Below are 21,268 nucleotides of genomic sequence, written 5' to 3'. Positions count from 1 at the left end.
AAAAACATACTATATTTGCGGTCTTAAACAGGCCGAACTACATGACAAATTTTATCAAAAAGATTACACCTAATGCTAAAAACGACGTTTTAGCTGGAATTACAGTTTCTCTAGCCATGATTCCAGAAGTAGTTGCTTTTGCATTTGTTGCACAAATAGACCCATTAATGGCACTTTCTGGCGCCTTTATTATCGGAATAATTACAGCTATTTTTGGTGGTAGACCAGGATTAATTTCTGGTGCTGCAGGTGCTGTAGCCGTAATTTTTGTACACATGATTTCTGAAGGACATACCAAAGGAATGTTATTAGATCAGCCAGTAGAAAATATGGGCTTTTTCTATTTAATGGCATGTGTAATTTTAATGGGAATCATTCAAATTTTTGCAGGTGTTTTTAAATTAGGAAAATTTGTTCGTTTAATTCCGCATTCTGTAATGATGGGTTTTGTAAACGGTTTATCTATCGTAATTTTTATTGCACAGGTAAAAATGTTTTCGCATAAATCTTTATCGGTTTCTGCAGAGGGCGTTAACGAATATAAAAGTACTTTTATGCAAGGTACTGAGTTGTATACCATGATTGGTTTGGTTTTATTAACCATGGCCATTATTTGGTTGCTGCCAAAAATCACTAAAAAATTACCTGCAGCTTTAACTGCAATTTTAGTGACTACTTTAATTGTAATTGGTTTTAATATCGATACGACTACTGTAGGTTCTTATATTATAGAAGGTGGTGGAACAGGCTTAAAAGGCGAATTCCCAACTCCGAATTTAGCTTTATGGCAAAATTTACCTTTTAATTTTGATACTTTACAATTTATTGCATTGCCTGCTTTTTTAGCGGCTTCTGTAGGTTTAATAGAAACTTTAATGACCATGAATTTGGTTGATGAATTGACAGAAACCCGAGGAAATGGAAATAAAGAATGTATTGCACAAGGATCTGGAAATATTATTTCTGGTTTGTTTGGTGGTACTGGAGGTTGTGGAATGATAGGACAAACTGTAATTAATATAAATGCTGGTGGTAGAGGACGTTTGTCTGGTGTAATGATGACAATAACTCTGTTAACTTTTATTCTTTTTGCTGATAAATACATAGAAATGGTGCCTATTGCAGCTTTAGTAGGGGTTATGTTTATGATGGTGATAGAAACTTTTGCTTGGTCTAGTTTTAGAATTTTAAAGAAAATACCAAGATCGGATGCTTTTGTTTTAATTTTAGTATCTGCGGTTACTGTTTTTGTAGACTTGGCTGTTGCTGTTTTTTTAGGTGTTATTGTTTCTGCTTTGGCTTTTGCTTGGGAAAACGCCAAAAAGATTAGAGCTAGAAAGCGTTTTAGAGAAGATGGCACAAAAGTTTATGAAATTTGGGGGCCTTTATTTTTTGGAAGTATTGCAGCTTTTAACGAAAAGTTTGATGTAAAAAATGATCCTGAAAGTGTGGTTATCGATTTTGTTGAAGCTCGTATTTCTGATCATTCTGCCATTGAAGCCATTTTTGCCTTAGTAGAAAAATACCAAGCAGCCGATAAAAAAATTGTATTGAAACATTTAAGCGAAGATTGTAAAGTTTTATTGTACAAAGCTTCGCCAATCTTTAAAGAGGTTATCGAAGAAAATATTGATGATCCTAGATACCACTTGGCTGCAAATCCAGAACAATTTCCTAAGCCTTTGAAAGAGTATAAGTTTTAGGGTTTAATAATACAGTAATAAAAAAAAGCTCAACTTTTAAAAGTTGAGCTTTTTATAATTTAAAAGGATACTTATTGTATGTTGACAACCACACCTTTTTAAAATATTTTTGTACAAAACATAAAAATTATGAAAACATTTAAAAAAGGCCAAGTTGTAAAATTTCATACACCAAACGTAGATGAAGATCCAAATCAACTATATTTAGTATTAGAATTTAGAGAAGATGGTGAAAGGTCTAGAGTTTTAATAGAGGCCATGAACTGGAAATTTTTTATTGCACCAACGACAGTTGTATATGCTAAAGATTTAGTTGTAGTTAAATTATTAACAAAACAACTTGCTCGTTATTTAGAAGTTTTGATGATGGAAGGAAAAATTGACCAACAAAGCTTAAATAAAATTGGGATTAATTCATTAACAGATTTGAAGAAATGTTAATTTTAAAATAATAGTTTTTTTTATTCATTTTTTAAATTAAATTTGTAACCAATGTATAAGGTTGTATAATATGGTTACAAAAGATTATTATTCGCTAAATGAAGTATCTCAAATTCTAGGAAAGAATAAAGAAACTTTAAGGCGTTGGGATAGAGAAGGAAAATTTGTTGCTGCTCGTGAACCAATAAGTCAATATAGAATTTACAGAAAAGAGCAAGTAAACGATTTACTGAAACAACTTTCTATAGATTATGAAGATACTGTAGACAATTCTGTAACACCCATAAAGGAGTTTAAGGTATTAGAATTATTTGCTGGTGCAGGAGGATTAGCTATTGGTCTAGAAAAATCAGGTATTAAATGTGTTGCACTTAACGAAATTGACAAATGGGCATGTAATACTTTGCGTAAAAACAGACCTAACTGGAAGATTTTAGAAGGAGATATTTCATCTTTCGATTTTTCTGAATACAATAATAAAGTAGATATTGTTACTGGTGGATTTCCTTGTCAAGCTTTTAGTTACGCAGGTAAAAAACTCGGGTTTAATGATGCTAGAGGAACTCTATTTTACGAATTCGCAAGAGTTGTTAAAGAAGTAAATCCGCTTATTTGTATTGGTGAAAATGTAAAAGGTTTATTATCTCATGATAAAGGAAAAACCATAGAAGGAATGATTTCTATCTTAGATGAAATTGGATACAATGTAGTTCCTGTTCAAGTTTTAAAAGCTATTAATTATAGAGTTCCTCAAAAAAGAGAACGTGTTATTATGGTCGGTATTAGAAAAGATATTGACATTAAATATCAATATCCAAAACCCCATAATAAAATTTACAACTTAGTTGATGCTTTAAAAAAAGGCGAATTATACAATTCTAACGTACCAAAATCTGAAGGTTCAAAATATCCAGAACACAAAAAAGCAGTTTTAGATTTAGTTCCTCAAAAAGGGTATTGGAGAAATTTACCATTAGATATTCAAAAAGAATATATGGGGAAAAGCTTCTATTTAGGTGGAGGTAAAACAGGAATAGCTAGAAGAATTGGTTGGGATGAACCAAGCTTGACATTAACTTGTAGTCCTGCACAAAAACAAACAGAAAGATGTCATCCAGAAGAAACAAGACCTTTTACAGTTCGTGAATATGCAAGAATTCAAACCTTTCCAGATGAATGGAAATTTGCAGGCTCCATATCTCAACAGTACAAACAAATTGGAAATGCTGTACCTTGTAATTTAGGAGAAGAAATTGGGTATTCTATTGTAAAATTTCTGAATAAATACTATGTAAAGTCAAATAAATTAGATGCTTCAATTTCTTTAGATAAGGCAATGTAACCCTTTTTAAAGAAATCTTCTGTATCTAGATTTAAAATCATTAAATCTAAATTAGAGACTAGTTTAGTATAGAAATTTTCAAAACCAGTTATTCTATACCAAAACTCTTTTCCTATTATTACAGGAAATTGTGTGTCTATTTTTTTGTAATGTTGGCTGAGCTGGTCTTTTTCTCCATATAGAACTCCCAGAACTAAATCAGAATTATTCATTGTAATAGAATTAGTTCTAGCAAGATTAGTTACCGTTGTAAATTTCTTTAAAAGCGGATTAACATCTTCAGAATTTATAGTATTTGGACCTGATTTAAGCTGACACCATTTTTTTCGATTGTCAATTTTATCAATAAATTCTATATCCATTCCTTTTATTAGAGAGCCACTTGCAAGGTTTAACTCTACAAACATATTTTGTATTCGAGTTCCGAATGAAGTATTTATAGAAGTCCCTAATATTCTAGGGTAATATAATGCTTTAGCTATTCCTATAGGTGTAAAATTATCTTCTAGAATTTTAGAAAGGTATTTTACTATGATTGGGTTTATCTTATAAGACTTAAGTTTTGAATGCGTTTTTAAAGCATTAATCTTATGATTTTCAAAAATTTTATCCTTAAAATATTCAGTAACGACCTGTAGCAATTCACTTTCTCTCATAAATCAAATATATTCATTTTTATTAAATAAAGATTATGCCAAACCCAAACTAATTCTTCGTAGATTCCTTGATTCATAATGCTAAAAATTCTTTCAAAATAGGCACATCTGCTTCAGCCCAATCTAGGTTAATTAGTTCTTTTTTATGAGCTAAAACAAAATCTGAATGTTCTTTTAATATTAGTTCTCCTGAAATATAATCAGTTAAAAAAGGAATCAATTTAATTTTAAAATCAGGATACTCATAAGCTACAGGAGTTAATCTTTTTTTAATTTCAAATTTAATATTTAATTCTTCAAATATTTCTCTTTTAATGCATTCTATTTCTGTTTCTCCTTTTTCTATTTTTCCTCCTGCAAATTCCCATTTTAAAGGAAGTTTCATTGTATCACTTCTTTGTACAGCTAGAATTTTATCTTTGAATTGAATGATTGCACAAGTAACTTTAATTCTTTTTTCCATAACACAAAAAGCTAGAATTATTGCGCTTCGTTTATTTTTAGTTTATTTATACTAAAGTCCATTTCATTAATATTGCCTTGAGCCTCATTAATTCTAGAGTTTGTATAATACAATGTATTTTTATAGAGGCTAAATGTATCAGCCCATTTTACTTTATTTCCTTCAGCAACAACCTTAGTTTGGCCATTAGAAAGCACTAGTTGCATAATTTTATTATTCTCTAAATCCGCATAAAACAGAGCGCCTGCTTCATCTATAATCATTCCATCAGGAGCAGCTGTTTTTGCAATAAATTGTACATTATTTTCAATTTCTGAATTATTTTCTAGTGTCAATTTATCCGTAGCAATCGCATACAGACTGTATCCTGTTAAAGCATGATAATACAAGACATCATTTTTTGTATCTAGGGCAATTCCGTCTGAATGTACTGTATTAGTCCATACTCCATTATCAAAAGTTAACTGATTGGTTTCTGCCAATGTAGATTTATGATTGTCTAAAACTCTAAAAGAAGTCCCCGTATTTAAGTCTAGAACTACAATACCAGCATGCCCTGAATCTGTAAAATAGATTTTATTTTTTTTCTTGTCTACTCGCAAATCGTTAATGTACGAATCGTTATGAAAACTCTCTTTGCTTAAAGTATAGGTTTTTATAATTTGATGCGAGTTTAAATCGAATGCAAAAATTTTTGGAGCATCTATAACCCCTTTAAATAAAGGGTTTCGAGTATCTAAAACATACAAAATATTCTCAAAAGCAACTACCGATTGCACAGCAACAAAGACTTGGTCTGACAATGCTTGTCCTAGTTTCCAAGAATTCCATGCCTCATTAGGAAAAGCTTTAGCTGTACCATTATTAAAAACCTCAACAACTGAATTTTTTACGTTTGCCCTCCATCTTGGAAAATTTGCAAAAACCCGACCTTTATTGCTAACAGTTACACCCGTAACTTGCTGTCCTTTAAAATTGATAACATTTTCAATTTCACTTTTCTTAGCATTACAACTAAAAATGAGTATACTAATCAATAGTATTCCTATTTTTTTTATTTTAATTTTATGGATCATAACTAATTTTTAAGACAATATTTTTTAATGATTAAAGATAATATTCTAATCTTAAAATTCATGGAATTTTTAGTGTATTCATGTTCTAGAAATACCAGTAATTCGTTATTGAAGTTAAAGGCAGTAATCTTAACATGATACTCCATATACTTTTAGTTATTTGTTACCTAACTTTTAGGTAAAACTTTAGTTACTTTTTATTCCTTTATAAGTTACTTTTTAAACAACATACTAGTATTTCTGTTAATTTATACTAGTATATCTTATAAAATATAGTAGTATATTTTTAAAAAAATTGTAGTATTTTTAGTGAAGAAGTACAATAAGAGGAAACTCTTATCCTTTTTAAATATACAAAAATATAAGGAATTACAGATAGCAATACGTTATAGAATTACTAAAAGTTGCCAAAACATTTATCTTACCCCATAAGATTCCTCATGAGATTGTTTTACACCCCTAAAGTCCCCTCAAGAAGACAGTACTACTAAAGCCAAAAATATCGAATGAATTAAAAAGCTTTAAATTAAGAATTTGCGAAATTGTTTTAAGTATCAAAAAAACATTTCCCTTAGAGGGAGCTACAAGGGTGTTCAGCCTACAACTAAAATTTTATAAAGTTGTAAACCCAGCATCAATTAAAGGCAGACTTCGAACACGTTTTCCTGTGGCGTTAAAAATAGCATTGCAAATAGCAGGTGCCATAACAGGAACTCCTGGTTCTCCTACTCCTGTTGGTTTTTCGTTCATTTTATCCATAATATGAATATGGATGTTTGGTGCATCTTTCATTCTTGTCATTTGATAATCGAAAAAATTATTTTGGGCTACAGCGCCTTCTGTAGTAGAAATTTTTCCATACATAGCCAAAGACATTCCAAAAAAGACAGAACCTTCTAGTTGATTTTTAACATTGTCTTTATTTAAAACCAAACCACAATCTATAGTTGTCCAAGTATTTTTTACTTTAACTTTATCATCTATAACAGCAACCTCAACAATAGTAGCTACATAACTGTAAAAACTATAATGAATTGCAACTCCCAATCCATGATTTTTGGGCAAGGCTCTATCCCAATTCGCCATTTTAGCTGTCTTTATTAAAACATCTTTCATGCGTTTTGAATTGTAAGGATGTTCCGATTTTCCTTGAAGAACTCTATCTTTTCCTATTAAATTTAAATGAAACTGAACAGGATCTATATTTGCAGCATTTGCTAACTCATCTACAAAAGAGTTATTCCCAAAACCACTATGAATATTAATTACAGAACGCAACCAACCAATTCTTACATGTGCTTCTGCTTTGGCATTTTCTAATCTAAAATTTGTTAAATTATAAGGGTTATTTGTAAAACCTTGGTTTAACTCTGACCCTGTTGCATAATCTGATAAAGGTTTAAAAATAGAGGCAATAGAAGGCATAGCCAACCTTTGCAACCAACCAGAAACTTGTCCGTTTTTATCTAAACTTCCTTTTAAATATTGCGCACTTGTAGAATGATAAAATCCGTGTTTGATATCATCTTCACGTGTCCAAACTACTTGTACAGGTGTACCCATTTCTTTGGATAAAGCAACTGCTTCTACCACAAAATCTGACTTTGATTTACGTCCAAAACCACCACCTAGCATAGTAACATTTATGGTAATATTTTCTAAAGGAATTTCAAAAAAATGTGCCAACTCTGCTCTTGCAGTTTGCGGATCTTGCAAAGGTGCCCAAACTTCAATTTTATCTTCTTGAAACCAAGCAGTTGCATTGGGCACTTCCATAGGTGCGTGTGCCAAAAAAGGAACGTGATACGTAGCTTCTATTAGTTTATCTGCTTCCTCAAAAGCAGTAAAAACATCGCCTTTTTTACCAGGTACTAATTTTGCTTTTTGATGCACTCTTTGGCTTAAAAGTTCTTTATATTCATCAGAATTAAAAGAATGATTCTCTCCATAATTCCACTCAATATCTAATTCTAATTTTCCCTGAAAAGCAGACCAAGTGTTATTTGCAATTACAGCAATACCACCTAAAGCTCCAAAAAACCGACCAATTGGAGGCTCCATTTTTTTTAATTGAATCACTTTTTCTACACCAGCAACTTTTTCTGCATCTGTACTATCAAAGCTTTTTACAGTTCCGTAAGTTACAGGGCATCTTGCAATGGCTGCAAATTTTAAATTCGGAATTCTAAAATCGATTCCGTAAGTTGCAGTTCCATGTGTAAAATCATTTAAATCGACACTTTTTAAATTTTTACCTATATATTTAAAATCTTCAACTTTTTTTAGTTTGATGTTTTCATCAGCAGGAATGGCAACTTTAGCAGCTTCATCAACCAAATCTCCAAAGAAAATTTTATCACCAGAATTGGTATTTATAATATAATGATTCTCTGCTTTACAAACAGATTCAGCAACATTCCATTTTTTGGCAGCTGCAGTAATTAACATCATTTTAGTGGCTGCACCCATTTTACGCATGGGCTCTAAAATGGTTCGTACACTTCTAGAACCATCCGTATTTTGATTGCCATATTTCGCATTTCCAGTGGCTTGTTTTACAGTAATATATTGCCAATCTGCTTCTAATTCATCTGCAATAGCAGAAGCCAAAGAGGTTTTAATGCCTTGTCCCATTTCTGAACGAGAAGCCATTAAAGTGATGTTACCATCTTTTTGAATTTGCACAAATAAGTTGGGTGTAAACGTTCCATCCACTTGTGGTAAAAATTCTTTTTTGTTTGATGATACATTACATCCTAAAATAATTCCTGTAGATGCTAAACCAAATAATTTTACAAAATCTCTACGATTTATTTGTTGTATTTTACTCATTAATTTTGGTTTTTAAGTGCAACAGCTTTGTGTATTGCTTTTCGAATTCTTGCATAAGTACCACATCTGCAAATATTGCCACTCATGGCATCGTCTATATCTTTATCTGTAGGATTTTCAATTTTATCTAACAAAGCAGTAGCTGCAATTAATTGTCCTGACTGACAATATCCACATTGTGGCACGTTACCTTTAAACCAAGCTTCTCTTAAATATTCTAAATTTTGTGAAGTTCCTTCAATAGTTAAAATCTCTTTACCTACTCCATAAGAAACTGGCATACTACACGATTTTGTGAGTCTACCATCAATTAAAATAGAACAGGCACCACATTGTGCAACTCCACAACCGAATTTTGTACCTGTTAAACCCACAATATCTCTTATTACCCACAAAAGTGGCATATCATCCTGCACATCAATCTCATAAGATTTAGTATTAATTGAAAGTTTTGTCATATTTTATGTTTAATGTTTTACAAGGTACATAAATTTTAAAAATGATAATTTTATGACGTTAATTTAATAAATCTCGTAAATTTTATATAACACAAAAATTCTTTCTATATTTGGATAATTAAAACTGGTTAACCAATTCTATCACAATCAGAATGAAACATTTATACCTTCTTTTTTTAATTGTATTTTGCTTTTCTACTCCAACTTTTTGTCAAGTAGCATTAACTGCAGATGGCCCTGGAAATACTTATGAATTGATCAACTCTGTTTTAGCACCTAATTATGATGTAGTTGAAGTGCCAGATTGCAAACACACCACTTTTGGCAGGCATATAGATGAACTTTTTGATGCTGATTTAAACAAAAACGTTTTTCGATTTTTTGCACATGCTACTGAAGATGATGATCGTTGTAAAAACGACGATAGACAACGAACTGAAATTAAATCTTATGATAAAAGTCCTGAGAATTTAAAAGCAATTGAAGGCGAAAAAGTTGTTTACAAATGGAAAATGAAAATTGATGCAAATTTTAAAGCATCACCTAATTTTACACACTTGCATCAATTAAAATCTGTAGGTGGCGATTTTTCATCAATACCAATGTATACGCTAACTGCAAGAAAAGGAACACCAGATCAATTAGAATTAAGACAAACAAGTACAGATGATCAAGAAACCTTAAAAAAAGTAGATTTAGCATTAATTAAAGGGCATTGGGTTGAGTTTACTGAAAAAATTGCGTTCGGCACAAACAGCTATTATTCTTTAGAAATTAAAAGAATTGACAACCAAACTGTAGTTTTTGAATACGAAAACAACTCTATTGATAATTGGCAAAATGGTGCTGAATTTGTACGTCCAAAATGGGGTATTTATAGAAGTTTAAACAACGTGCAAGATTTAAGAGATGAAGCTGTTTTATTTGCTGACTTTAGTATTGAAGAAGTCAATACTTTATCTGTAAAAGATTTAAAAACTAACAATCAATTGATTAAAACATTTCCTAATCCTGTTGTAAATGAAATTCAAATTATTGATGGTATTTCTGAAGATTACAATCAAATTTACATTTATAATATACTTGGTAAATTGGTTGACATCAAACAAAAAAGTAGCTCTAAAACTTATTATCTTTCTCATTTAAAAAGCGGAACTTATTTCTTACTTTTTAAGAATGATGAAAAAATCATTAGTAAAAACACCGTAATTATTCAATAATTTAGAATAAAATACACACAGGTTTTGGCGCAGAAATTTCTGAGACAAACGTTAGTTTTCCTGTAGTTTCATTTCTTTGAAAAGAGATGATATTATTAGTATCTTGATTGGCCACCAAAAGAAATTTATTATCGGGAGTTAACGAAAAATTTCTCGGACTTTCTCCTTTTACAGATTCAAAACCGACTAAAGATAATTTTCCGTTTTCAGGATGTACTTTATAAATTACAATGGAATTGTGCCCACGATTAGAAGCATATACAAATTTACCGTCTTTAGAAATATGAATATCTGCTGCTTTAGAAAATTCGGTAAAATCTTCAGGAATCATAGAAATTGATGCATCTATTTTATAAAAATTATCCTTTTCTTTTACCAATGTTACTGTATTATTGAGTTCGTTTAAAACGTAAATCCATTTGTGATTCGGATGAAACGTTAAATGTCTAGGCCCTGCACCATCTGCCATTTTTAATGTAGTTGGATTTGCCAAAACGAGCTTATTTTCTTTTTTATCAATCGCAGAAAACCATAGTTCGTTGGTTCCTAAATCTACAGCTATAACTTCTTTTTTCTTTGGATGAAACCAAGCAGAATGCGCATGTGGTTTTCTCTGTCTGTTTGTAGTTCCTTTACCTGTGTGCTGTTGCACATGTAACAATTCTGACAATTTTCCAGATTCATCCGCTTGTAATAAACCTACACTTCCACCTCCATAATTTGCAGTTAAAACATAATTGTCATCATTTATCGCTACAAAACAAGGTCCTTCTCCACCAGATTCTGAAACACTGATTTGCTTTAAATTATCTTTTTCAATTTTATACGATTTTACAAAACCCTTGCCTTTTTCTGCAGTTTCTGCAACTGCAAAAAGGGTTTTATTGTCTTTAGATTTTGCTAAAAAAGTTGGATTTTTCGTTTCTGTAACCAATTCAATTTTAGATAAAAATCCTTTGCTATCAATTTGCGATTTGTAAATCCCTTTACTCTCACCATCTGTGTACGTACCAATGTAAAATTCTGTAGCTTTTTGCTCTTTCATTTCTGATGATTTACAACCAATTACAAAAGCTAAAATTGATAGTATAATTATATTTTTCATAACTATCTTACTTTAAAAACGGGCAAACGTAAATGTGCTTTTTCGTAATATGGTGAGTTTTTATGAATAAAATTTAATTGCATTCTTGGGTTTTTAGCAAAATCTGCATCATTGCTTAATTTCTCTTCAAATTCTTTTTTAAGTGATGGATTTTCAGCTACTAATTGCTCAGCAATATCTTCGAAAACATAAGCAGAATAACCTTCTTTTTGTTGTAAAATCGTATCGAAAAAGTTCCAGTTAAAAAAGGAATCTGTAGCTTCTGCTTCTAATGTTTCTAATAAATAACGAACTCCATTTTGATGGGTATCAATATAAATATCACCTTTTAAAAATTTAATATTTTCTGTAGTTTTAGTCACTGAGGTATTGTAATGCAAATAATGCCCTTCGTAAGGCGATGTTCTACTTTTATAATCTTTTATGTGATTTACCTCAACTTCAATGATGGTATCATTTTTAAAACGTGTAAACTCAATGTTGTTATTTTTTAATCGCTCAACAACATTATGCCAGCCTTGTGGCAAAATATAAGCTTTCGGAATTTCGATTGTTTTGGTTACTTTAAACTCATCAAAATATTTGGTTTCTTTTACAAATGGTTTTGTTTTATCGTAAAATAATCGTTTTCCATTGGTAACTTTACTCTCAATAATTTCAGCTTCATACCCTTTAAAATCTAGCGTTCTAAACTTTTCTCTATCCACTTTAAATTGAATAGGATAGGTTTTTTGCGCTAAAATTTCTGATGTTGCTTTGGCACGTAATTCTTTTATTTTTTCTGAATTATTTTCAGCAAAATCAAAAGCAGAAAGCATTAACTCATACGTTTGTTCTACTCTAACTTTATACGGTTTTAGCATGTGCGTTTCTACCATTAAACCTAATGTATTGAACAATGTTGTGTAACCTGTAGAATATCTTGGCGAATCGAAAAATTGCGAAAAACCTGCTTCTGGAGTTGTGCCCCAAACATTTACGTATGGAGTAATATGAATCCCTTTATTAACCAAAGATGTTTCTAATTCAGGTCGCATTTTATTTTGCAAAAAATCGCCTAAACTACCACCTAACTTGTTATGTTGCGTAAATAAATGTGTAATTGCATATTGATAATCTGCACCATTACTTACATGATTGTCTATAAAAACATCAGGATTTACAGTATGAAAAACTTCTGCAAACGCTGCTGCATTTTTGGTATCTTGTTTTACAAAATCTCTATTTAAATCGTAATTTCTGGCATTGCCTCTAAAACCATATTGTAAAGGTCCATTTTGATTGGCTCTTGTATGCGAGTTTCTGTTTAAAGCCCCTCCAATATTATACACAGGAATTACACAAATTATTGAATTTTGATATTTGTTTTGCAAAGAATCGTTTTGTACAATATCTCTTAACAACATCATAGAAGCGTCTATTCCATCAGACTCACCTGGATGAATTCCATTATTGATTAAAATTCGATTTTTAGGCGAGTTTTTTATTTCATCAACATTATAAATGCCTGATTTGTCATACACCACCAAATGCAAAGGTTCTCCTGAATCTGTTTGTCCAAATGAAAACAATGAAATTTCGTCATATACTTCTGCCAAATCTGTGTAATACGAAATTACCTCTTTGTATTCTGGAGTTTCTGTGCCTTTAGAAGTTTCGAAAAGTGTGGTAAAATCTTTGTTTTCTTTGGATGAATCCTCACAAGAAAAAATTAAAATTGAGATAAGAAGTACGATTATTTTTTTCATTTTATATTAGGTTAAAATGTCGACAATAAAATCAACATTAATTATGAGATTTCTCCACAAGGTAGAAATGACATTTTATATTTTATTTTACTCTAACAGCTTCAGGTACTAAGCCTGTGTAATCTCCATCGTTTCTAATAACGTCTCTTACTATTGATGAAGAAATATAACTTTTACCTGATGATGTTAATAAGAAAACCGTTTCTATTTCTGATAGTTTTCTGTTGGTATGTGCAATGGCTTTTTCAAACTCAAAATCACCAGGATTTCTTAAACCTCTTAAAATAAAATTTGCATTTATTTCTCTACAAAAATTAACAGTTAAACCTTGGTAAGTAACTACCTTAATTTTAGGTTGATGTTTAAAGGTTTCTTGGATAAACTTTTTTCGTTCTTCTAAAGAAAACATGTATTTTTTATCGGCATTAATACCAATGGCAATAATTAATTCATCAAAAACGGTAACACCTCTTTCAATAATATCTACATGACCCAATGTTAATGGATCAAAAGATCCTGGAAAAATTGCTTTTTTCATATTTTAAATTTGATACTATTTTTTTTGATTAAGGATTTTTTTGACTCAAGAAACAAGACAAAATCTGCTTTTTTTTTGCTTCTTGCTTCTTTTTTCCTGTTTCATGAATCAAAAATATCTTGTCTCTATTTGTAAGCACTCATTATTGCATTATCAAATAACGCTTTTAAAGAAATACCAGCTTCTTTGGCTTGTTGTGGCAAAATGCTTTCTTCTGTCATTCCAGGTACTGTATTCATTTCTAAAAAATGTGGTTCTCCATCAACAAAAATATATTCAGATCTAGAAAAACCACTCATATTTAAGGCTTTGTACGCTTTTACAGCAACCTCTTCTACCCTACTTTTTTCTGCTGATGATATTCTTGCAGGCGTTATTTCTTGCGATTTTCCTTCGTATTTTGCTTCATAGTCAAAGAAATCATTTTCTGATACAATTTCTGTAATTGGCAATACTTTAATTTCGTTGTTATATTCAATAACCCCAACAGAAACTTCGGTTCCGTTTAAAAAAGACTCAATTAAAATGGAATTGTCTTCTTTATACGCCACATCAATTCCTTTTAAAATTTCTTCTTTAGAATACGCTTTAGAAATTCCGTAACTAGAACCCGCATTGTTTGGTTTTATAAAACAAGGCAAACCTACTTTTTCGATTATTTTATCAGCATCAATAACATCACCTCGATTTAAATAAACAGAAACTGCGGTTTTAATGCCATATTCTTTTACAACACTTAAGGTATCTTTTTTGTTAAAAGTTAATGCCATTTGATAAAAAGGAGCAGAAGTATGAGGTATATTTAGCAGTTCTAAATAGCCCAAAAGCATTCCGTTTTCACCTGGCGCACCATGAATGGCGTTAAAAACGCAATCAAAAATGATGGTTTCTGTACCTAAAACAAAAGAAAAGTTATTCTTATCAATAGAATATTCTTGATCATTAGCATCTAAAGCAACCCATTTGTCCTTTAAAATATGAACCCTAAAGGCATTGTATTTTTCTTTATCTAAATGTTTGTAAACCACATTTCCACTGATTAAAGAAATGTCGACTTCGGATGAATAACCACCCATTATTATGGCAATATTTTTTTTCATCAAATTTTATTAATTATAACAAATTTATCAAAATATAAATAGAAACTGCAACGTTTAGTTTTTATATCTTTGTGCATCTATCAAAAAAAATTTATGAGTATTTTTAAGTTTCTAAAAAGCAAAACGTTTTTTGTACAAATTACGATTGCTGTAGTTGGTTTTTTTATCTTGATTTTTGTTTTAAAATTTTGGTTGAATATAACCACCAATCACGATCAAAAAATACAAGTACCAGATTTACACAAAATAACTTTAGAAGATGCAGAGCGTAAATTAAAAGAATTGAATTTAGATTTTAAAGTGATAGACAGCGCAAGCTACAACCCAACGTATCCTAAAAAATCTGTGATAGAACAAAGTCCGGAAGCTGGAGATTTTGTAAAAGAAAAACGTAAAATTTACTTGACTTTAAATCCGTCTAAATACAGAGACATTACCATACCAGATTTAAATGGTAGAACAAAAAGACAAGCAGAATCTGAATTAACTGCCATTGGTTTTATTGTAGGTACAGAGTATACTTATGTTAGAGATATTGGTTTAGATGTGGTAAGAGGCTTAAGACACAAAGGAAAAATCTTAAATCCGAATGATAAATTACCTAAAAACTCTATTATTGAGTTGGTTTTGGGTGATGGTGAAAGATAGGATTCAGTTAGCAGTTAGCAGTTAGTTAGCAAAAATAATATTCATTAAATTTTACAACTTTGTTTCGCAGAAACTTAGCAACTAGAAAATATGCAAGAAAATAATTCTCAAGACATCGAAAATGATGATTTGTACGAACATCATCGATTTACAGCTACTGCTGGACAAGAGCCTTTAAGAGTTGATAAATTTTTGATGAATTTTATTGAAAATGCAACAAGAAACAAAGTACAACAAGCTGCAAAAGCAGGTAATGTTTTAGTGAATGATGTTGCTGTAAAATCGAACCATAAAGTAAAACCTTTTGATGTAGTTCGAGTGGTTTTGTCTTATCCACCAGCAGAAAACTTATTGGTTGCAGAAGATATTCCTTTAGATATTGTTTACGAAGATGATACAGTTATTGTGGTTAACAAACCAGCAGGAATGGTTGTACATCCAGGTCATGGAAATTATTCTGGTACTTTAGTTAATGGGCTAATTCATCACATAGAAAATTTGCCAACCAATTCTAACGAAAGACCAGGTTTGGTTCATAGAATAGACAAAGATACTAGTGGTTTATTAGTGGTTGCCAAAACCGAATTTGCAATGGCGCATTTATCGAAACAATTTTTTGATAGAACTACAGAACGTTTATACTACGCTTTGGTTTGGGGAAATATCGAAGAGGATGAAGGTAGAATTGAAGGTAATATTGGGCGTAGTTTAAAAAACCGTTTGCAGATGGCTGTTTTTCCTGATGGTGATTTTGGAAAACACGCAGTTACGCATTTTAAAGTTTTAGAACGTTTAACATACGTTACTTTAGTACAATGTAAATTAGAAACAGGTAGAACTCACCAAATTAGAGCGCATTTTAAACATATAGGCCATACGCTTTTTAATGATGAAAGATATGGAGGAAACGAAATTTTAAAAGGAACAACTTTTACCAAATACAAGCAATTTGTACACAACTGTTTTAAAGTTTTACCCAGACAAGCTTTACACGCTAAAACTTTAGGATTTACACACCCAATTACAGGCGAGTTTCTGCAATTTAACTCAGAAGTTCCTAAAGATATTACAGACTGTTTAGAAAAATGGAGAACGTATTCTGAAAATTCTAAGGATGTAGAATTATAATCCCTTTGAATCCTTATTAAAAACCCTAAAAAAATTGAAAATGAAAAAAATAATACTATTTGCTTTTATACTTCTTTGTCAAAATTTATCCTTTTCTCAAACAGATAGCACTACTGTTTCTTTTGTTGCCTATTGGTCTTTGGGTGATTTATACGAATATAAAGTATCTAAAATTCAACAACAAACTAAAGAAGGCAAATTGGTTAAAGACAGAAAAAGTGAATATACTGCACTTTTTGAAGTGATCGATTCTACTGAAACTTCTTATACAATTAGCTGGAAATACGAAAATGATTTAGGCAACAATTATAACATACCTGAAGCACTTTTAGAAAAATTTGAAAAATATAAATTTACAGAAGTAAAATACAAAACCTCAGAAACTGGCGAGTTTTTAGAGATTTTAAACTGGCAGGAAGTCAGTACTTTGTTAAGTGCCATGATTGACGATATTGTTATTGTTTTAGGTGCAGAAGATAAGGAGATGGAGAAAGTTCTAGAAAAATCTATGAAACCAATCAAAGCCATGTATGCTACTCAACAAGGTATTGAAAAATTAGTTATTAAGGAATTACAGTATTTTCATTTTCCTATGGGATATGAATTTAATACTAATGAAACATTAACTTATGTAGATCAATTGCCAAATATGTTTGGTGGAAATCCTATAAAAGCAGATGCAAAAGTGTTTTTTGATTCTGTAGATGTAGATGATGATTTTTGTGTGTTTAAACAAGAATTAGATTTAGATCCTAAAGATTCTTTAGAATTACTAAAATTGGTGTTTAAAAAAATGGGTATTGCTGATGATAAGTTTAAAGAAGCCTTAAAAACATCAAAATTTGAAATAAAAGATAGAAATACTTACGAATATTATTACTACCCAGGTTTACCTCATAGAATAGAAACCGAAAGAACATCGTTAATAGATATTAATAATGAAAAAGGTACAAGAGTAGATAAAACCATTATAGAACTACAATATCAAGAAGAATAAAAAAAACCTCAAGCTTTTACTTGAGGTTTTTTACTATTATTTAGCAATACTTATTTATCTATAGAGCCTAAAACTCTTTTCATAAAAGTATTTAAAGCCTCTTTTTTTGGTGTGCCATTCTTTACCATTTTATCTACTTCTATAGCACCATACATGTTAGAAATTAACTCACCAATAACATCTAATTCTTCGTCTTTTAACGAAGGAACTTCAGTTAACGCTTCAAGTGTTTCTATGGTTTCTAAAACATAATCTTGATCGTTTTCTTCGATAAAATTAGTTAAGTGTTTTATTACAGGTAATTTCATAACTACACAACTTCGTTTACTAAATCTTTTAATACATCAAACTTATTGGTTTGGGTTTGATTTACAATTTTACCATCTACAAAAGTTGCAAAAGTTGGTAAATTACTTACATCTGCTAACTTTCTGCTTTCTGGATACGCTTCTGCATCTGCAATAACAAAAGCTACGTTTTCGTTTTCTGAAGCCAATTTTTTAAATTTTGGTTTCATTATCCTACAATTTCCACACCAAGTTGCAGAATATTGTACCACTACTTTTTGATTATCAGCAACAATTTCTGATAAATTATCTTGACTTAATTCTTGTAACATAATTCTGTTTTTTTATTTAAAAATGAGCTTGTGCTATTATCCCCCAATACTAACACAAACTCATTAAAAAAAATTCTATTTAATGAGATGCTAAATAAGCTGCAGTTCCTTTTGCATCAGGAGACATAGCGTCTTTACCTTCTTCCCAGTTTGCTGGACAAACTTCACCTTTTTCTTGTACGTGAGTTAACGCATCAATTAAACGTAAATATTCACCAACATTTCTACCTAATGGCATGTTGTTAATACTTTCGTGTTGTACAATTCCTTCTTCATCAATAATATAAGTAGCTCTGTAAGTTACATTATCTCCTTCTACTTGTACCGTTTGTGTAGCTTCGTCAAACGTTTCGTTTGTAATATCTAAAATTCCTAAAATTGAAGATAAGTTTCTGTTAGAATCTGCTATTAATGGGTAAGTTACACCTTCTATACCTCCATTATCTTTTGCTTGACTTAACCATGCAAAGTGAACCTCTGGAGTATCGCAAGAAGCACCAATAACAATTGTATTTCTTTTTTCGAACTCACCTAAAGCTGCTTGAAAAGCGTGTAATTCTGTAGGACATACAAAAGTAAAATCTTTTGGATACCAAAACAATACAACTTTTTTGTTTTTGTTTACTGCTTCTTCTAATACATTTATTTTAAATGTATCACCCATTTCATTCATTGCGTCTACATTTAAATCTGGAAATTTTTTACCAACTGCTGTTGCCATTTTTTAAAAATTTTATTATATTAATAATCTGTTTATTTTCTTGTACAAATATACTAATAGAAGCAAGCTTTTTAAAAAATAGTAATGGTATGTTCTTATATTTTGATAAATTTTATTTATACAAAATTAAATTTCATATAAATTAATCTTATCTATAATTTTTCTATTGATGTAAACAAACCTTTAATAGATAATACTTATTTTAAAATATAAATTATAGATAAAAATTATCTAAATATTTCTTGTAGGTTTGTGGTCTAAAATTATTGAAATTAACTTAAAATCATAAATAATGGAACACTTAAATCATAGTTCTGGTGATATTACCAAATGTCCTTTTCACGGAGGAAACACATCAAACGAAAACAATAATGAACAATGGTGGCCAAATGCGCTAAACTTAGACATTTTGCATCAACATGACACTAAAGTAAATCCTTTAGGAGAACATTTTGACTATTATGAAGAGTTAAAAAAACTAGATGTAGCCGCCTTAAAACAAGATGTAACTAATTTAATGACAGACAGCCAAGATTGGTGGCCTGCAGATTGGGGACATTATGGAGGCTTAATGATTCGTTTGGCTTGGCACTCTGCTGGTTCTTACAGACTTTCTGATGGACGAGGAGGAGGAGGAACAGGAAACATTCGTTTTGCCCCTTTAAATTCTTGGCCAGATAATGCAAGTTTAGACAAAGCAAGACGTTTACTTTGGCCTATCAAGAAAAAATATGGAAACAAAATAAGTTGGGCAGATTTAATTATTTTATCGGGTACAATTGCCTACGAATCTATGGGATTAAAAACCTTTGGTTTTTCTTTTGGTAGAAAAGATATTTGGCACCCAGAAAAAGATACCTATTGGGGTGCAGAAAAAGAATGGTTAGCTCCAAGTAATGAGCGTTATGGAAATCTTGAGGATGCTACAACTATGGAAAATCCGTTAGCAGCTGTACAAATGGGATTAATTTATGTAAATCCAGAAGGAGTAAATGGTAAATCAGATCCTGCAAAAACAGCTTTACATATTCGTGAAACTTTTGCACGTATGGCTATGAATGATGAAGAAACTGCTGCATTAACTGCAGGTGGACATACAGTAGGTAAAGCACATGGAAATGGAGATGTAAATAAACTTGGCCCAGAACCAGAAGCTGCATCTTATGAGAACCAAGGTTTTGGATGGGCAAATTCTAACGGAACTGGCGTTGGGAGAGATACTTTTACAAGCGGAATAGAAGGTGCTTGGACAACAGAACCTACAAAATGGGACAATGGTTATTTCGACCTTTTATTTGGTTACGAGTGGGAGTTAACTAAAAGTCCTGCAGGTGCTACACAATGGGCTCCTATTAACATTAAAGAAGAAGACAAACCTGTAGATGTAGAAGATCCATCAATTCGATTAAATCCGATGATGACAGATGCAGATATGGCAATGAAAGTTGATCCAATTTATCGTGAAATCTGTGAAAGATTTAGCAAAGATCACGATTATTTTACCGAAACTTTTGCACGTGCTTGGTTTAAATTAACACATAGAGATATGGGACCAAAAGCTAGATATTTTGGGCCTGATACACCTACTGAAGATTTAATTTGGCAAGATCCAGTACCAGTTGGCAATAGTGATTATGATGTAAATTTGGTAAAAGAAAAAATTGCGAATACAGATTTACACATTTCTGAATTGGTTAATACAGCTTGGGATAGTGCAAGAACTTACAGAGGTTCAGACATGCGTGGTGGTGCAAATGGAGCTCGTATTCGATTAACACCTCAAAAAGATTGGGTGGGTAACGAACCAGAAAGATTACAAAAAGTATTATCTGTTTTAGAACCAATTGCAGCAGAATTTAACATCAGTATTGCAGACACCATTGTTTTAGCGGGTAATGTTGGTGTAGAAAAAGCTGCAAAAAATGCTGGAATAGACATTACTGTTCCTTTTTCTGCAGGACGTGGAGATGCCACAGACGAAATGACAGATGCAGAATCTTTTGATGTTTTAGAACCACTTGCTGATGGTTATAGAAACTGGCAAAAAGAAACATACATAGTTAGTGCAGAAGAAATGATGTTAGACAGAACACAGCTATTAGGTTTAACAGCGGCAGAAATGACAGTTTTAATTGGTGGTATGCGTGTAATGGGTACAAATTACGGAGGTACAAAACATGGTGTTTTTACAGACAATATTGGTGCATTAACCAATGATTTCTTTATCAACCTAACAGATATGGGTAATACTTGGCATCCTGTAGATGATGGTTTGTACGAAATTAGAGATCGTAAAACTCAAGCTTTTAAATGGTCTGCTACTAGTGTAGATTTAGTTTTCGGATCTAATTCTGTTTTACGTGCTTATGCAGAAGTTTATGCACAAGATGATAACAAAGAAAAATTTGTTAACGATTTTGTAAAAACTTGGACAAAAGTGATGAACGCAGATCGTTTTGATATTAAATAAATA

General features: G+C 31.1%; 20 protein-coding genes. 8 read left to right on the top strand and 12 right to left on the bottom strand.

Features of this window, described 5'->3' with window-relative positions; all coding sequences use genetic code 11:
- Positions 1-41: 41 nt before the first annotated feature.
- The 3 genes from ACWYN7_RS12475 to dcm all read left to right on the top strand — a co-directional run bounded on the left by ACWYN7_RS12475 (position 42) and on the right by dcm (position 3,486).
- Complete coding sequence (locus tag ACWYN7_RS12475) at positions 42-1,703, top strand: SulP family inorganic anion transporter (protein ID WP_462860308.1); 1,662 nt, start codon at positions 42-44, stop codon at positions 1,701-1,703.
- A 129-nt stretch (positions 1,704-1,832) separates the two neighbouring features.
- Complete coding sequence (locus ACWYN7_RS12470; protein WP_462860307.1) at positions 1,833-2,144, top strand: hypothetical protein; 312 nt, start codon at positions 1,833-1,835, stop codon at positions 2,142-2,144.
- Positions 2,145-2,214: 70 nt separating this feature from the next.
- On the top strand, positions 2,215-3,486 hold the full coding sequence (gene dcm / locus ACWYN7_RS12465) for a DNA (cytosine-5-)-methyltransferase (RefSeq protein WP_462860306.1): 1,272 nt from the start codon (positions 2,215-2,217) through the stop codon (positions 3,484-3,486).
- Here the strand turns inward: dcm and ACWYN7_RS12460 are convergent.
- From ACWYN7_RS12460 to ACWYN7_RS12440, 5 genes are all read right to left on the bottom strand, one after another.
- A complete protein-coding gene (locus ACWYN7_RS12460; protein WP_462860305.1) occupies positions 3,432-4,142 on the bottom strand; it encodes a PmeII family type II restriction endonuclease in 711 nt (236 codons plus the stop codon). The two genes, dcm and ACWYN7_RS12460, sit on opposite strands and share 55 nt — an antisense overlap.
- Before the next feature lie 73 nt (positions 4,143-4,215).
- Positions 4,216-4,605 (bottom strand): (deoxy)nucleoside triphosphate pyrophosphohydrolase, encoded by a 390-nt coding sequence (locus ACWYN7_RS12455; protein WP_462860304.1) that lies wholly within the window; start codon positions 4,603-4,605, stop codon positions 4,216-4,218.
- A gap of 17 nt (positions 4,606-4,622) precedes the next feature.
- A complete protein-coding gene (locus ACWYN7_RS12450; protein WP_462860303.1) occupies positions 4,623-5,681 on the bottom strand; it encodes an L-dopachrome tautomerase-related protein in 1,059 nt (352 codons plus the stop codon).
- A gap of 612 nt (positions 5,682-6,293) precedes the next feature.
- Positions 6,294-8,513, bottom strand: coding sequence for a xanthine dehydrogenase family protein molybdopterin-binding subunit (locus tag ACWYN7_RS12445; RefSeq protein WP_462860302.1), 2,220 nt, complete (start codon positions 8,511-8,513; stop codon positions 6,294-6,296).
- Entirely contained in the window at positions 8,513-8,971 is a 459-nt protein-coding gene (locus tag ACWYN7_RS12440) for a (2Fe-2S)-binding protein (protein WP_462860301.1), read from the bottom strand. Before ACWYN7_RS12440 ends, ACWYN7_RS12445 begins: the two co-directional genes overlap by 1 nt.
- 152 nt (positions 8,972-9,123) lie before the next feature.
- On the opposite strand from ACWYN7_RS12440, the gene ACWYN7_RS12435 reads away from it, so the two are divergent.
- Complete coding sequence (locus ACWYN7_RS12435; RefSeq protein WP_462860300.1) at positions 9,124-10,191, top strand: T9SS type A sorting domain-containing protein; 1,068 nt, start codon at positions 9,124-9,126, stop codon at positions 10,189-10,191.
- A gap of 1 nt (position 10,192) precedes the next feature.
- Here the strand turns inward: ACWYN7_RS12435 and ACWYN7_RS12430 are convergent, their stop codons facing one another.
- From ACWYN7_RS12430 to ACWYN7_RS12415, 4 genes are all read right to left on the bottom strand, one after another.
- Positions 10,193-11,296, bottom strand: coding sequence for a lactonase family protein (locus ACWYN7_RS12430; RefSeq protein WP_462860299.1), 1,104 nt, complete (start codon positions 11,294-11,296; stop codon positions 10,193-10,195).
- Positions 11,297-11,298: 2 nt separating this feature from the next.
- The gene (locus ACWYN7_RS12425) at positions 11,299-13,044 is read right to left on the bottom strand and encodes a M14 family metallopeptidase (protein WP_462860298.1); all 1,746 of its coding nucleotides are present in this window, start codon (positions 13,042-13,044) and stop codon (positions 11,299-11,301) included.
- A gap of 82 nt (positions 13,045-13,126) precedes the next feature.
- Entirely contained in the window at positions 13,127-13,582 is a 456-nt protein-coding gene (coaD, locus tag ACWYN7_RS12420) for a pantetheine-phosphate adenylyltransferase (protein ID WP_459487307.1), read from the bottom strand.
- Positions 13,583-13,707: 125 nt separating this feature from the next.
- Positions 13,708-14,682, bottom strand: coding sequence for a D-alanine--D-alanine ligase (locus tag ACWYN7_RS12415; protein WP_462860297.1), 975 nt, complete (start codon positions 14,680-14,682; stop codon positions 13,708-13,710).
- 93 nt (positions 14,683-14,775) lie between these two features.
- Between ACWYN7_RS12415 and ACWYN7_RS12410 the strand changes: the two genes are divergently transcribed.
- From ACWYN7_RS12410 to ACWYN7_RS12400, 3 genes are all read left to right on the top strand, one after another.
- Positions 14,776-15,330, top strand: coding sequence for a PASTA domain-containing protein (locus ACWYN7_RS12410; protein WP_462860296.1), 555 nt, complete (start codon positions 14,776-14,778; stop codon positions 15,328-15,330).
- 90 nt (positions 15,331-15,420) lie between these two features.
- Positions 15,421-16,458, top strand: coding sequence for an RluA family pseudouridine synthase (locus ACWYN7_RS12405; protein WP_462860295.1), 1,038 nt, complete (start codon positions 15,421-15,423; stop codon positions 16,456-16,458).
- A 40-nt stretch (positions 16,459-16,498) separates the two neighbouring features.
- The gene (locus tag ACWYN7_RS12400) at positions 16,499-17,455 is read left to right on the top strand and encodes a hypothetical protein (protein ID WP_462860294.1); all 957 of its coding nucleotides are present in this window, start codon (positions 16,499-16,501) and stop codon (positions 17,453-17,455) included.
- A 50-nt stretch (positions 17,456-17,505) separates the two neighbouring features.
- On the opposite strand, the gene ACWYN7_RS12395 is transcribed toward ACWYN7_RS12400, so the two are convergent.
- The 3 genes from ACWYN7_RS12395 to ACWYN7_RS12385 all read right to left on the bottom strand — a co-directional run bounded on the left by ACWYN7_RS12395 (position 17,506) and on the right by ACWYN7_RS12385 (position 18,795).
- Positions 17,506-17,763 carry a DUF6952 family protein gene (locus ACWYN7_RS12395; RefSeq protein WP_462860293.1) on the bottom strand — a complete coding sequence of 86 codons (258 nt, stop codon included), beginning with the start codon at positions 17,761-17,763 and terminating at the stop codon, positions 17,506-17,508.
- 2 nt (positions 17,764-17,765) lie between these two features.
- Complete coding sequence (locus ACWYN7_RS12390; RefSeq protein ID WP_462860292.1) at positions 17,766-18,074, bottom strand: thioredoxin family protein; 309 nt, start codon at positions 18,072-18,074, stop codon at positions 17,766-17,768.
- Between the two features lie 79 nt (positions 18,075-18,153).
- Complete coding sequence (locus ACWYN7_RS12385) at positions 18,154-18,795, bottom strand: peroxiredoxin (protein WP_462860291.1); 642 nt, start codon at positions 18,793-18,795, stop codon at positions 18,154-18,156.
- 292 nt (positions 18,796-19,087) lie between these two features.
- On the opposite strand from ACWYN7_RS12385, the gene katG reads away from it, so the two are divergent.
- Positions 19,088-21,265, top strand: a complete 2,178-nt coding sequence (gene katG, locus ACWYN7_RS12380) for a catalase/peroxidase HPI (RefSeq protein WP_462860290.1) — start codon at positions 19,088-19,090, stop codon at positions 21,263-21,265.
- Positions 21,266-21,268: the final 3 nt, after the last annotated feature.

The sequence above is a fragment of the Polaribacter sp. M10 genome (assembly GCF_054968445.1).
This window is presented reverse-complemented; position numbering and strand designations above follow the sequence as displayed.

Excerpts from the sequence above, each read along its gene's own strand:
- ACWYN7_RS12460 (WP_462860305.1), bottom strand. The coding sequence starts at position 4,142 with ATGAGAGAAAGTGAATTGCTACAGGTCGTTACTGAATATTTTAAGGAT.
- ACWYN7_RS12395 (WP_462860293.1), bottom strand. The coding sequence starts at position 17,763 with ATGAAATTACCTGTAATAAAACACTTAACTAATTTTATCGAAGAAAAC.
- dcm (WP_462860306.1), top strand. The coding sequence starts at position 2,215 with ATGGTTACAAAAGATTATTATTCGCTAAATGAAGTATCTCAAATTCTA.
- ACWYN7_RS12390 (WP_462860292.1), bottom strand. The coding sequence starts at position 18,074 with ATGTTACAAGAATTAAGTCAAGATAATTTATCAGAAATTGTTGCTGAT.
- coaD (WP_459487307.1), bottom strand. The coding sequence starts at position 13,582 with ATGAAAAAAGCAATTTTTCCAGGATCTTTTGATCCATTAACATTGGGT.
- ACWYN7_RS12430 (WP_462860299.1), bottom strand. The coding sequence starts at position 11,296 with ATGAAAAATATAATTATACTATCAATTTTAGCTTTTGTAATTGGTTGT.
- ACWYN7_RS12400 (WP_462860294.1), top strand. The coding sequence starts at position 16,499 with ATGAAAAAAATAATACTATTTGCTTTTATACTTCTTTGTCAAAATTTA.
- ACWYN7_RS12440 (WP_462860301.1), bottom strand. The coding sequence starts at position 8,971 with ATGACAAAACTTTCAATTAATACTAAATCTTATGAGATTGATGTGCAG.
- ACWYN7_RS12470 (WP_462860307.1), top strand. The coding sequence starts at position 1,833 with ATGAAAACATTTAAAAAAGGCCAAGTTGTAAAATTTCATACACCAAAC.
- ACWYN7_RS12405 (WP_462860295.1), top strand. The coding sequence starts at position 15,421 with ATGCAAGAAAATAATTCTCAAGACATCGAAAATGATGATTTGTACGAA.
- ACWYN7_RS12410 (WP_462860296.1), top strand. The coding sequence starts at position 14,776 with ATGAGTATTTTTAAGTTTCTAAAAAGCAAAACGTTTTTTGTACAAATT.
- ACWYN7_RS12450 (WP_462860303.1), bottom strand. The coding sequence starts at position 5,681 with ATGATCCATAAAATTAAAATAAAAAAAATAGGAATACTATTGATTAGT.
- ACWYN7_RS12435 (WP_462860300.1), top strand. The coding sequence starts at position 9,124 with ATGAAACATTTATACCTTCTTTTTTTAATTGTATTTTGCTTTTCTACT.
- ACWYN7_RS12475 (WP_462860308.1), top strand. The coding sequence starts at position 42 with ATGACAAATTTTATCAAAAAGATTACACCTAATGCTAAAAACGACGTT.
- ACWYN7_RS12385 (WP_462860291.1), bottom strand. The coding sequence starts at position 18,795 with ATGGCAACAGCAGTTGGTAAAAAATTTCCAGATTTAAATGTAGACGCA.
- ACWYN7_RS12445 (WP_462860302.1), bottom strand. The coding sequence starts at position 8,513 with ATGAGTAAAATACAACAAATAAATCGTAGAGATTTTGTAAAATTATTT.
- ACWYN7_RS12455 (WP_462860304.1), bottom strand. The coding sequence starts at position 4,605 with ATGGAAAAAAGAATTAAAGTTACTTGTGCAATCATTCAATTCAAAGAT.
- katG (WP_462860290.1), top strand. The coding sequence starts at position 19,088 with ATGGAACACTTAAATCATAGTTCTGGTGATATTACCAAATGTCCTTTT.
- ACWYN7_RS12425 (WP_462860298.1), bottom strand. The coding sequence starts at position 13,044 with ATGAAAAAAATAATCGTACTTCTTATCTCAATTTTAATTTTTTCTTGT.
- ACWYN7_RS12415 (WP_462860297.1), bottom strand. The coding sequence starts at position 14,682 with ATGAAAAAAAATATTGCCATAATAATGGGTGGTTATTCATCCGAAGTC.